Annotated in this window: 9 protein-coding genes; 8 read left to right on the top strand and 1 reads right to left on the bottom strand. The window is 32.3% G+C overall.

What is annotated here, in order from left to right:
• Window position 1: 1 nt before the first annotated feature.
• From MUO15_RS17205 to MUO15_RS17240, 8 genes are all read left to right on the top strand, one after another.
• Window positions 2–1,153 (top strand): glycosyltransferase family 4 protein, encoded by a 1,152-nt coding sequence (locus MUO15_RS17205; protein ID WP_245031241.1) that lies wholly within the window; start codon window positions 2–4, stop codon window positions 1,151–1,153.
• A gap of 144 nt (window positions 1,154–1,297) precedes the next feature.
• The gene (locus MUO15_RS17210; protein ID WP_245031243.1) at window positions 1,298–2,494 is read left to right on the top strand and encodes an O-antigen ligase family protein; all 1,197 of its coding nucleotides are present in this window, start codon (window positions 1,298–1,300) and stop codon (window positions 2,492–2,494) included.
• A gap of 172 nt (window positions 2,495–2,666) precedes the next feature.
• On the top strand, window positions 2,667–4,067 hold the full coding sequence (locus tag MUO15_RS17215) for a hypothetical protein (protein ID WP_245031245.1): 1,401 nt from the start codon (window positions 2,667–2,669) through the stop codon (window positions 4,065–4,067).
• 210 nt (window positions 4,068–4,277) lie between these two features.
• Window positions 4,278–5,429 carry a polysaccharide pyruvyl transferase family protein gene (locus MUO15_RS17220; protein WP_245031247.1) on the top strand — a complete coding sequence of 384 codons (1,152 nt, stop codon included), beginning with the start codon at window positions 4,278–4,280 and terminating at the stop codon, window positions 5,427–5,429.
• Window positions 5,430–5,432: 3 nt separating this feature from the next.
• Window positions 5,433–7,067 carry a cytidylyltransferase domain-containing protein gene (locus MUO15_RS17225; protein WP_245031249.1) on the top strand — a complete coding sequence of 545 codons (1,635 nt, stop codon included), beginning with the start codon at window positions 5,433–5,435 and terminating at the stop codon, window positions 7,065–7,067.
• A 12-nt stretch (window positions 7,068–7,079) separates the two neighbouring features.
• The gene (locus MUO15_RS17230) at window positions 7,080–8,153 is read left to right on the top strand and encodes an N-acetylneuraminate synthase family protein (RefSeq protein ID WP_245031251.1); all 1,074 of its coding nucleotides are present in this window, start codon (window positions 7,080–7,082) and stop codon (window positions 8,151–8,153) included.
• Between the two features lie 23 nt (window positions 8,154–8,176).
• Window positions 8,177–9,175: a UDP-glucose 4-epimerase GalE gene (gene galE, locus MUO15_RS17235; protein ID WP_245031253.1), complete on the top strand. Its 999-nt coding sequence runs from the start codon at window positions 8,177–8,179 to the stop codon at window positions 9,173–9,175.
• 166 nt (window positions 9,176–9,341) lie between these two features.
• Entirely contained in the window at window positions 9,342–10,631 is a 1,290-nt protein-coding gene (locus MUO15_RS17240) for a flippase (RefSeq protein WP_245031255.1), read from the top strand.
• 698 nt (window positions 10,632–11,329) lie between these two features.
• Here MUO15_RS17240 and MUO15_RS17245 read toward each other — a convergent pair.
• Window positions 11,330–12,940: a hypothetical protein gene (locus MUO15_RS17245; RefSeq protein ID WP_245031257.1), complete on the bottom strand. Its 1,611-nt coding sequence runs from the start codon at window positions 12,938–12,940 to the stop codon at window positions 11,330–11,332.
• Between the last annotated feature and the right edge of the window lie 70 nt (window positions 12,941–13,010).

A 13,010-nucleotide genomic window follows, 5' to 3' on the forward strand; every position in this document is an offset into this window, starting at 1 on the left:
TATGAAAAAAAAAGTTTTGATAATGGCAGATTATTATGTCCCAAGCATCAAAGGCGGCGGCCCCATACGATCTATTAAGAATCTAGTGGATCACCTCTCAGATAGAATTGATTTCTATATAATTACCAATGATAGGGATCTAGGTAACGAACAGCCTTTTGAAAATATAAAAACTGATGAGTGGTTGCAAGTTGGGAAGGCAAGGGTATTCTATACAAATCTGTCAAAATTAACTTGGAGAAAAATGTTTTATTTGGTTGCTGAAGTTAACTATGATGTTCTGTATTTAAATAGTTTTTTCTCATATAAAGTTAGCATTTTACCGATTATGTTAAATAAAATTAAAAAAATACCAAGAACGCCTATTGTCATGGCTCCAAGAGGTCAGTTTTCCCCAGGGGCATTAGGCTTAAAAAGTAAAAGAAAAAGGTTATATTTAAAGGTAGCAAAGGGATTGGGGTTATATAGGAATGTCACGTGGCATGCAACAACTGATATAGAAAAAAAAGATATTGAGAAGGTAATTGGAAATACAGGAACGTTTAAAGTTTCTAATAATTTAACTGCCAATTACGGAGAACTCGACTATCACAAAAATATTCTAAAGAAAAAAGGGGAACTGAAAGTTGTTTTCATCTCAAGGGTTCACCCTAAGAAAAACCTTAAAAAAGCTATCGAGTTTTTAAAAAACGTTGATGGTAAAATTGAATTTAATATATATGGACCTTTGGAAGATAAACCCTATTGGACTGAATGCCAAAACTCAATAGAAAGCTTACCAGAAAACATCAAGGTTTCATTTAATGGCGTATTAGATCACGATAATATTATAGACGTATTTAAAGTACATCATGTCTTTCTATTTCCAACTTTGGGGGAGAATTTTGGGCATGTAATTTCAGAAGCCTTTATTGGAGGTTGTCCAGTAATTATAAGTGATCAGACTCCATGGAGAGGATTGGAAGAATATCAAGTTGGTTGGGATATACCACTTACAGAGGAAGAGAAATTTGAAGAAGTATTAAATTATTGTGTGAAAATGGATAATGCACATTATAAAGCCTTCTCGGAAAGATCCTTTCTGTATGGCAAGGAACTTTCAAATAAATCATGTGATAAGTCTGATGCTTACGGGGTTTTTGATATTGATTGAAATTAAATCAATTTAGATTAGTTTAAGGTTTAAAAGTACTCAATAAGAAAAATTACTATAAGTTAAACTTTAAAGAGTATGTATAACAATTTAGTGTTTAAAGGTTCAAAATTCTAATTTACTTATGCACATAGATGGTAATAAATGGGGACATTTGGGATGGTTATAAAATTTGATAAAAACTCATTCTTCAAAGTGATTGTAATATATTATTGGTTACTAATCTTGTTAATTGATTATGGAGCGACTTCAAATCGATCTAGTACACAATACTTCTTAATAATGTTGCCAATAATATTTTATATATTGATTAATATGAATGTTATAGTAAGGAAAAGAGTTACTTTAGAAGTTTTCTCTCTTCTAATGTTTTTGTTCTTTGCAATATCGTTTTCAATTGTAAAGTTTGATATAAATCCGATATTCGGTTTATTAATTTGGGTTTTACCAATTATAATTGTTTTAAATAACAAGGTTTATTTAAGCATTAAGTTAGTAAATACATTGTTTATCTTAACTATTGTTGCGGGAGTGTTTGCCTACCATATTGGAGTAAATGTTTATGGATATATTCCAGGACAATCTACCACAAACTTAACACAAGGACTTTGGTGGAGAATATCAATGTTTCCATATTCAACTCCACCATTATCAGCAGTTTTTGCTTTAATAGTACTAATTCTTAATTTTTTTTACAATAATAGTTTCAAGTGGAAAGTGTTTTTTGTTATTTTAAGCTCGTACTTTTTAGTTTTGAGTGGCTCAAGAACTGCCCTTATAGTAACTGCTTTAATTCTGATGACTTTGTTCATATCTAAAATTTTTAATTCAAAGATGACTTTTTTAAAGAAAGCATTATCAGTGAGCCCAATTCTAATGTTTTTGACTCTTTTCATATTTCCGGAGTTTTTATTAATTTTAGACTTTAACAATCCTTTTTTTAATAGTTTAATTTTTAGAAGTACTGATTCTTCCCAGTCTTTAAACGAGATCTTAAAAACGATGAATAGACAAACAATTTGGGAGGATTATTTTCATATATATATAGATAGTCCAATAATTGGGGGAAGTTCAGAGGAAATTAAAGAGGTAGGTCATTCTGAGACTATGTTATTCAGGTACTTAGCTCTATATGGATTATCAATAATATTCTTACTCAGTTTCTTATACCTAGTAATAGCGAATTCATTAATGAAAAAAAATTACTTAAGGTATGCTATAGGTATTATACTATTTGTATATCTCTTGGTATATTCTAGTTATTTCCAAACCTATAATTTTATTTTCTTATTATTATTGGGGTTGCTTAATTTTAATAATTCTAAAACTAGTGTTAAGTAGACTTTGCTGTAAACAATCTTTTAGAAGAATCCTTGCAAGAATATATAAAATTTTTAAGGTATCGATAGGTAATTGACGATCACCACCATATCTTTTTGGCTGAATAAAGGTGGTTAATTTTAAGAAAAGAGGTAATTTTTATAAATTAAAATGTTTGATTGGAGGAATAAGATTGCAGAACAAAACAAGAACATGGACAATCAAACAGATTTGTGAATATCTTTGGGAGTTCGAAAGAGAAAATAACCTGCTAGATTTAGAAATTCAAGGGGTTTTAATATGGCAAGCAATAAGATTTGAAGTTTACTCGACTATAACAGAAAAAACAGCAATTTATAATAGGGCTCACTCAACTATTGACCGCTCTATACGTAACTTAATTAAATTGCCTAAATTGATTCTGAATGCCGTTACAAGAAATCCATTCATAGGTGATTATACTAAAGAATTTTTAATTTATGATCATTCTAGAAAAATTACTGTTGATGGTAAAAACATTGATATTTATACTCATTATTTTATTGAAGGCCAAAATCAATCTTCATTTGATGTGATAGAAACTCAGTATTTGTTAGAACATTATACATCTGATATTAAAAAAAACCGAAGATATCGGGATCATGAAATGTTAACTGTATTAGCAAAGGAAAAGATTTTACCAATAAGACTTACAAGTAATGAAAAAGAGAAGTTAAAAGAATTGCATGAAAAATTTTGTAGGCATTTTAACCTTAGCACGATAGATATTAAATCCTTAGCAATTAATAAACTTAATAAATTTAAATATAAATATAATTACAATGTTAAATTATTAAAAAAAAGAAACCCGAAATATATATATATTGTTGTCTCTTATGGTAATATGCCTCTTATTGCTGCTGCAAAAGATTTAGGGATTAAAGTAATTGAGTTCCAACACGGTGTGATTACAAATTATCATTTTGCTTATAATTTTAGCGACCCTGAAAAAAAAATAAAATACTTTCCAGATAAAATTTTAACTTTTGGTGATTATTGGGCGAAAACAGATGGCTTTCCGAAGCAAACGGAGATCGAAGTTTATGGGTTCCCATACCTTAATAAACAACTAGAAAAGTACAAGGAAACACCTAAGAAAAAGAGCCAAGTTCTAATTATTTCTCAAGGGACAATTGGGAGAGAATTATCTAGACAAATCCAACAGGTTGCAGAAAGTATGCCTGAATACCATTTTATTTATAAACTTCACCCTGGGGAATACGATCGGTGGAAAAGTGAGTACTACGATCTGATAGCAGCATCAGATTTAGGTAATTTTGAAGTTATCGACCATAATGAAAAAAACCTTTATAGCTACTTTGCAGAATCGGAGTATCAAGTTGGTGTGTATTCAACAGCAATTTTTGAAGGGATAACACTTAACTGCAAGACGATACTTTTCAACATGCCAGGTATAGAATACATGAAGGATCTTATCGACCGAGATATTGTTAAAGTTGTACGTAATTGGGAAGAAGCAATCCGTAGTATAAAAAACTATGAAACGAAAAATTTTTCTAGAGATTATTTCTTTAAGGAAGAATGTAAAAGCTGATTAAACTATCTATCATCTTTGATAAATGCAATTACAATGGTTATTGTTGCTGATATTTTTAGGATCTATAAGTAAAAAAACCTAAATTATTTTATATAGGTATTATTATGTTACTACAGTTACAGGAGAAAAAATCGCCAAGGGAGAATCTTCAACACTTATTTGGATATGTGGTTATTTCTGGATTTATATTGGAAGGACGGGAAAAAGTTGAATACAAAATACTTTATTGCTTTAACTGGAGCCAAAAAAAATGTAGGGGATTTTTTAATAACAGATAGAGCGATTGCTCTGTTGCGTAATATTGCTCCAGAGTACGAATTCATAATAAAACCACATTGGGAGAAGTTGGATGACATTGAATTGGTAAATAATAGTGAAGGGGTCATCATCCTTGGTGGGCCTGGCTTTCAAATGAATATGTATCCTGATGTGTACAAATTGGTTAAAGATCTTAAAAATATTAAGGTGCCTATACATACGTTGGGGGTAGGATGGAAAGGAGTTCCAGGGGATAAAACTACTGAAAAATTATATCAATTTACTAGTTCAGCTAAGCAAATGTTAGATAAAATGAATGATACCTTTGCTGGAATGAGTTGTAGAGATCATCAAACAGAAAGGACCTTAAGAAATAATGGCTATAAAAATGTCACTATGACGGGATGTCCTGTTTGGTATGATTTAGATTCTATTGGAAAGGAATTTGTAGCTCCTAAGGAAATAAAGCGAATCGTTTATACACCAGCGCAAGATGAAGCCTTTTCCGATCAGAGTATAGAAGTATTAAAATTTTTAAAAAATAGATACAGCGCATCTGATATCATTGTATCCTTTCATAGAGGAATTGGTGAGGTTGATCAATATACACCGGAAAATGATGCAAGAAATACGGCAAAACTTGAAGATGCCGCTAAAAAAATGGGGCTACAGGTTGCTGACGTGTCATTTGATGCAACCAAGTTAAGTTTTTATGATGAATGTGATCTTCATATTGGCTATCGTGTTCACGCACATATTTACTTTCTAAGTAAAAGATTACCTAGTATCTTACTTCATGAAGATGGAAGAGGTAACGGAGTATCTGAAGCACTAAATTCACCTGGGATAGATGCTTACAGGCCTTCTGAAATTTACTCGGAGATATTTGGGAAATTTAACAAAAATGCACGTCTTTTATCATTATATAATAGGCTGGCATTAAAGGTTAATAAAAATATTACTGCTGACTTAAACGACTTAATTACCGAGTTGGAAGACACGAACTACAATCGCTTTAAAGGTATATCAAAGTATATTGATCAGCATTACAAAGTTATGGAGAAATTCATCAAAAATGTGATAAACAAGAATGGAGGCTAGAGGTTGAAGATACTAGTTGTAATTCCTGCACGTGGTGGGTCTAAAGGGATCCCAAGGAAAAATGTTAGGTTAATGTGTGGGAAACCACTTATAAGCTATAGTATAAAGAATGCATTGTGTAGTACATTTAATCTAGACGTGGTTGTTTCCACTGATGATGAAGAGATTGAAAGAATTGCCGAATCTCATGGTGCAAAAGTAATAAAGAGGCCTAATGAACTAGCAACTGACCAAGTTACTTTAGATCCTGTAATCCATCATACTTTACTTGAAATGGAGAGAGGGAAAAACGTAACGTATGATTATGTTGTAACCATGCAGCCCACTTCACCTTTATTAACAACAAGAACATTAGATGAGGCTATTAAGGACTTCTCACAGAACAGTTTTGATACAGTGATTAGTGGAATCAATAGTCCACACCTTTCTTGGACTGAGAAGGATGGAATAGTCGTCCCGCTTTATAAAGAACGACTCAATCGTCAATATCTCCCTAAAAATTTAATCGAAACGGGAGCATTTGTAATTACAAAAAGAGAGTTTGTAGAAGAAAATAGTAGGCTTGGCCCCAGCGTGTCGATATATGAAGTCCCAGAAAATGAATCTATAGATATAGATAGTCCTCAGGACTGGTGGGTAGCTGAAAAGGAACTTTCAAAAAAAATTATTTTAATTAGAACAGATGGGTACGCAGAAATTGGATTAGGGCATATTTACAGATGTTTGCTCTTAGCACACAATTTAATTGATCATGAAGTTAGATTTATATTAACAAGTCGCTCAGACATCGGTATAAAAAAAATTAGAGAAAGTCATTTTAAATATCATATCATAGAAGATGATTATGATATTGATAAACTAATAAATGAGTACCAATGTAATATTTTGGTTAATGATATTCTTGATACAACTGAGGAATACGTTAAATATTGTAAAGGTTTAGGAGTGCGAGTAGTAAACTTTGAAGATCTTGGACCTGGCGGGCTTCATGCAGATGCAGTCATTAATGATCTCTATGAAAAAAGAAATGATTATAAAAACTATTATTGGGGAAGCGATTATTATTGCATAAGGGATGAGTTTTTACTTGCCAAACCAGCAAAATTTAATGAAGAAGTCCAAGAAGTGTTAATTATATTTGGGGGGACCGATCCATGTAACCTTACATATAGAACCTTCGATGCTTTGAAAACATTCCCTTATAAAAATATCCATTATACTTTTATTTTAGGTATGGGCTATAGCCACACTGAAGAGTTAGTTTTTGCAGCTAGCAAGTCGAGTTTAAATATCGATATTGTAAGCGATGTGAAACGGATGACAGAATTAATGGGAAAAGCTGATATCGCAATATCATCTCAAGGGAGAACAATGCTAGAACTTGCCTCGATGGCAGTGCCTACCATTCTATTAGCCCAAAACGAAAGAGAACAACACCATGAATTTGGATATTTGCAAAATGGCTTTATTAATTTAGGGTTTGGTAATATCGTTGAGGATCGGACTATTAGAGAAACGTTACTTTGGTTAATAAGTAGCCCGCAAATAAGAAAACAAATGAAAGAGCAAATGTTGAAAAATGACCTAAAGAAAGGCGCACAACGAGTAATTAATTTAATACTTGATCGAGACCTGTAATGGAGGGATAAAATGAAGAGTCAAATTATAGAAAGAGCATTGGGAGGGAAGTTCGTACTGATTGCTGAAATAGGTGTAAATTACTACGATATTGCTAAGAAGCTGAATATTACACCTATGGAAGCAGCGAAATTAATGGTTAAAAAAGCAAAAAAGGTAGGCATACATGCTGTTAAATTCCAAACATATAAGGCAGAGACATTAGCAGCCAAGAATTCGCCATCTTATTGGGATACTAGTGAAGAGCCTACAACTTCTCAATATGAGCTATTCAAAAAGTTCGACAGCTTTACCTATAACGAGTATAAAGAATTGTACGATTATTGTAATGACTTAGGTATAGAATTTCTATCAACAGCGTTTGATGTTGAATCTGTAGATTATCTTTACGATCTGATGGGTGTTTTTAAGATTTCTTCTTCAGATTTAAATAATCTTCCGTTTGTTGAATATCAAGCAAAAAAGGGAAAACCAATTTTACTTTCCGTTGGAGCTTCGGGCGAAGAGGAAATCGCAGAAACGATTCAAGTTATAAGAAAGCATAATAATGAACCTATTGTTTTACTCCATTGCGTACTTGAATATCCTACACCGTATGAGCATGCTAATCTTAATAGAATCTTAACATTAAAAAATAAATACCCTAACGTAATAATCGGATATTCAGATCATACAAAACCTGATGAGGACGCGGATGTAATTAAAACTGCATACAATCTAGGTGCACTAGTGATAGAGAAACATTTTACTTTGGATAAATCGTTACCAGGTAATGATCATTATCATGCGATGGATACAGAAGATGCAAGTAAAATTATAAATGGAATAGATTTTACTAATAGCATCAGAGGCTCTTATGATATCAAATGCTTAGACACAGAATTAACTTCTAGACGGAATGCACGAAGGTCTTTAGTTGCCAAATGTGATATTGAAAAAGGCGTTACTATCAATAGCAAAATGCTTACCTTTAAGAGGCCAGGCACTGGGATCTCACCGGCAGAAATTAATAAAGTAGTTGGGAAAGTCTCAAAGGAGACCATTAGGGAGGATTCTATTATACAGTTTAAAATGATTGAGGAATAAGATTAGATAATGGGGGGAGTCTATTGAGAATACTTGTAACAGGTGGCGCAGGCTATATTGGTTCGCACACTTGCGTAGCTCTTTTAGATGCTGGATATTCGGTAATTGTTGCTGATAATCTTGGTAACAGTAAAGCAGAGACAATCGGTCGAATTCAAGAAATTACTAATAAAAACGTTTGTTTTCATAAAATTGATGTGACAGACAAGCAAGCATTAGAAAGAATTTTTTCAGAATATGAGATTGATGGAATAATTCATTTTGCTGGGTTAAAAGCGGTCGGTGAATCAATTGAAAAGCCGATTTCATACTACTACAACAATGTTCTCAGTACCATGATATTGGCGGAACTTTGTTTGAAATACAGAGTAACTCGACTTGTGTTTAGTTCGTCAGCAACTGTGTATGGGAACAACATATCGCCTCTTACTGAATCTATGGATTTACTACCCTCAACCAATCCATACGGCGAAACGAAGGCGGTTAGTGAACGAATTTTAACAGATGTAGCTAAAGCAAATCCAGATTTCTCAGTTTCCTTACTTCGTTACTTTAATCCTATAGGAGCGCACGAGAGTGGGTTAATTGGAGAGAATTCAAATGGTGTACCTAATAACATTATGCCCTTTGTTACTCAAGTGGCAAAAGGGGTGTTAGAGAAACTACTTGTTTTTGGTAGTGACTATCCTACCTTTGATGGAACCGGAGTGCGTGACTATATTCATGTAGTAGACTTGGCATTGGGTCATATTGCAGCGTTAGAGTACGAACAAAACGGTACAAATATTTACAACCTTGGGACTGGAAGAGGAACTAGTGTGTTGGAATTACTTCAGAAGTTTGAGGAAGTGAATAATGTCAAAGTTCCTTATGAAATTATTGGTAGAAGACAAGGAGACTTAGCGACTTGTTATGCAGATGTCTCTAAAGCTCACCAGGAATTGGGATGGACCGCAAAACGTAATATCTCCGACATGTGCCGAGACGCATGGCGATTTGAAAAAAGAATGATTACTGTTTAAGAAGCTAGAGCATAATTACCAAAGGACCTATAGAATTTATTTAGGTCCTTTGGTAATTACAAATGAATTCTAGCACATGATTTAATAAAGAGGAAACAATGGATAGCTATTTAATGGTTTGAATTTGAAAGAATATTTAGTGACTTACTGAAAAGAAGTGGGTATAATGTTAAAAAGAATATTTAAATTATCACTTGTTAAGTTATCAAGTATATATGCTATTACTGAAATAATAAATAAAGGAATCCCGTTTTTTTTATTACCGATACTGACAGTTTATCTAACCCCTACAGATTACGGAATAGTATCGATGTTCGGCGTCTTGATTGGATTTTTAGTACCTATTATGGGTTTAAATGTTCATGGGGCGATCAACCGAAAATACTTCGATGATGTTAATAAATATAACCATTACATTACAACAGCAATTTATTTATTATTTGCAAGTTCATCACTTACATTGTTAATTATTATATTATTTTCAGGTTTTATTTCTAACATATCTTCATTTCCAGAAAAGTACATATTTCTTGTTGTAATTGCTGCATTTGGTAATAGTATAATCCAAGTAACATTAGGCTTGTGGCGCGTTAGAGAAAAGGCTATTCAATTCGGTACTTTTCAAATACTACAAACAGTGCTAAATGTAACGGTAACAATAATACTTGTAGTAGGATTAGATTTTGGTTGGCTCGGAAGGGTTAACGGCCAAGTTATTGCAATATTATTATTTTCTGTCATAGGTATGCTTATAATTATTAAGCGCGAAAAGCTTTCATTTAAATGGAACCAAGATTATGCAAAAGACATATTGAAGTTTGGCGTTCCTCTTATTCCTCATACTATAGGTATGCTTTTAATCACTATGACCGACCGTATCTTTGTTACTAATATGGTAGGGATTAGTGAAACAGGCATATATACTGTAGGGTATCAAATTGGAATGATTATTGGTGTATTACAAGACGCATTTAACAAGGCATGGATGCCTTATCTATACAAAAGTTTAAAACTAAATAAGAATGTAATTAAATATAAATTAGTGAAAATTACATACATCTATTTCGTATTGATACTATTAATTGCATTTTTATTAAATATAATAGCACCTTTTTTTTTAAAAGTATTTATTGGAGATGCATTTAAAGATTCAATTGTGTACATTATATGGATAAGCATAGGATTCGCATTTAACGGGATGTACAAAATGGTAGGCGGAGTAATCTTCTATGAAAAAAAGACACATCTTTTGAGTATTGTTACATTTACAACAGCACTCTTAAATATAATCTTTAATTATATATTCATAAAAATAAATGGGGCGATAGGAGCTGCACAAGCTACTACACTAGCATTTTTTGTATCATTTATATTGACATGGTTTTTAGCGTCAAGAGTTCACTTTATGCCATGGAATATCATAAAATATAGAAAGGATCTAAAAAAGTATCATTGACATTGAAGCCTGACTATGGGCAGGAGCGTAGGGTGTAGAGATATATTTTATAGTCTCCTCCTATGTTATAAATGATAAAGGGTTGCTTTGTGTGTCGTAGAGGAGATATTGACGGTTGCTGTTAAAAGTAAATTCTTAAAAAAGGTTCATGGGAGAAAAGATCAGGTACTTATAAGCTCAGCCTCTTCTATTTCTTTATTTACCTGATCTTAAATTCTATCATATTTGAATATAAGTAAAAAACGATCCCTCCTGTTGAAGGAAGGATCATTTCTTGCTTATTTCATACTATTAAGAGCTCTCATTTGAATATTGGGGTCTGACCCATTTGCCTTGCATCATTGGTGTTGCAATCCACAAAAGTAATACTTTACCAATTGATTTTAGCCTTGAAATTAAAAAACGGGAACATGACCCTATATAGACCCTGGCCCCATTCTTTTCCATATTAATTTATAAAAAAAATAAACGTTACTTCTTCTTTTGTGACTTGATGATGGCTATATTTCCTTCAAACTTCGTCTCCTTTTTCATCGGTATAGGGACTTTCTGTCGCCCTCTTGATGTTTTACTTTTCTTTCAATTTCGGGGTCTGACCCCCGGTGCGTTAATTTGATAGGTTAAAGGAAAGCTTCTAGATCAACGCTCTCTGTTAGGCTTAAAAAAACAATTCAATTGCATTAGATTGTATATCTTGATCAACTTTTTTTAAAACCAAGTGTTTTTTTTATATTATCAAATATTTCTTCTAGCTTATTAGAATGGCTTTTTAAACGTCTAATATCACCAAATTTTTTATAAAAATAATTAGGGTAAGGAACAAATTCTTTATTGGTGATCTTTGTGTTTAAAAAACGAAAAATTGATATATCAAGGTTTTCAATAATATAAGCAATAATTTCAATATCCATTAGACCCAAATAGTCAAATTGGTTAACATTAGGGCTTAAGTCTTTTTGCCAATTTTGATCATCATAATGTAACCTCGGAAGACGTGGAAATGACTGATAGGAGACTGATAAAATACAAACCTTCTTGGCACCACCAAACTTTTCAGGCATTTGATCGAGTATTTCAGAATATGCCTTACTTGCCTGCATTATCGGCTTGGTAACGTATTTTTTAAAATCTTCTTCAGTAGTTTTTTCATCTGCTTCTAATTTTGTTTCTTTTCTTATCCTTCCACTTTTACATTCAACTATTAGTAAGGATTTGCCAAGTTGAATATATGCATCAGATGAACGTTTACTAAGGTCTTTTCCATAAGAAAATTCATCAATGAAATTATATGCACTAATTTTGGATGCCTTTACTGCAGCTTTTAACATATCAGAGACATAAATTTCGAATAATCTCCCAAAGAAGTCAAAAAACGAAGTGTCTCTTGTCTCGAAACATCTTCTAATTTTAAAAAATAATCCATCAAATATTACGGCATTCATATTCCCTGGTGAACTCGGAAAAGCTTTATTACCAGAGGAAAAAATAGGGCGAACTAAAAGGGGCTCGAAGTCGTATGGATTTTTTATTGTACTCCTTGCCCAATCTCTTAATTCAAGGGGATCTATACACAAATCCTTATATATAGCCAGGGCCTTGTCTTTGATTGATACATTTTTAAAGAACAGATCCGGGTTAATTCCCCAATCTATTCCCTCTACAATATCTTTATAAGAACAACCTTTAATACAGTTAAGGTTTAAAGAGAACGCTGTTGCGACATATTCAGCAATTGTATAACCAAACTTCATTTCAAATATTTGGTGTATATCAATGAATTCATTTTTTTCAAAGCGATGCACTTCTCTTGCCAGTTCTTCAAACATAATATGTTGTCTTAATAAAGATCTATCTAATTCTGTACTACGGTGGAATAAAGCTCCTTTAAGAACAACATCTTGCACATCTTCATATGTATCAATGTTATCAATCATGTAATCTGTAATTTTTAATACCGTAAGGAAGACATTATATGGTTTATCGTAACTATTATTAAATTTGTAATACGGATTTCTGGTCCCGTAAGCAATAAAACATTTCATTGCGTACATTAAATTACTTACGTCAAATACCTCTAAGCTATTAATAAATTCCTTATCTCTTACAAAAGGAAGTAGCTTATTTTTTAAACTTGTCATCGATTCTTTATCTAAGACTGAAAACATTGAAAGTATTGTTAAAGCCTCATCTAAATTAATACTTCTTATGTCTTGTTTAACCTCTTCTAACGGAGATTTAATTCCAAATATCTCAGAGTAAGAAAGATAAGTTTTCATATGAGAGAATATACTTGAAAACCTTTTTGACATAACCTTCACCCTTGTTATAGTTTTTATATGTTTTAACACTAGTGTTGCATAAATAGTTTCCGAATTTTCC

The organism is Halobacillus amylolyticus (genome assembly GCF_022921115.1).
GTDB classification, from domain to species: Bacteria; Bacillota; Bacilli; order Bacillales; family Halobacillaceae; genus Halobacillus_A; species Halobacillus_A amylolyticus.

Excerpts from the sequence above, each read along its gene's own strand:
- MUO15_RS17240 (WP_245031255.1), top strand. The coding sequence starts at position 9,342 with ATGTTAAAAAGAATATTTAAATTATCACTTGTTAAGTTATCAAGTATA.
- MUO15_RS17230 (WP_245031251.1), top strand. The coding sequence starts at position 7,080 with ATGAAGAGTCAAATTATAGAAAGAGCATTGGGAGGGAAGTTCGTACTG.
- MUO15_RS17205 (WP_245031241.1), top strand. The coding sequence starts at position 2 with ATGAAAAAAAAAGTTTTGATAATGGCAGATTATTATGTCCCAAGCATC.
- MUO15_RS17210 (WP_245031243.1), top strand. The coding sequence starts at position 1,298 with ATGGGGACATTTGGGATGGTTATAAAATTTGATAAAAACTCATTCTTC.
- MUO15_RS17245 (WP_245031257.1), bottom strand. The coding sequence starts at position 12,940 with ATGTCAAAAAGGTTTTCAAGTATATTCTCTCATATGAAAACTTATCTT.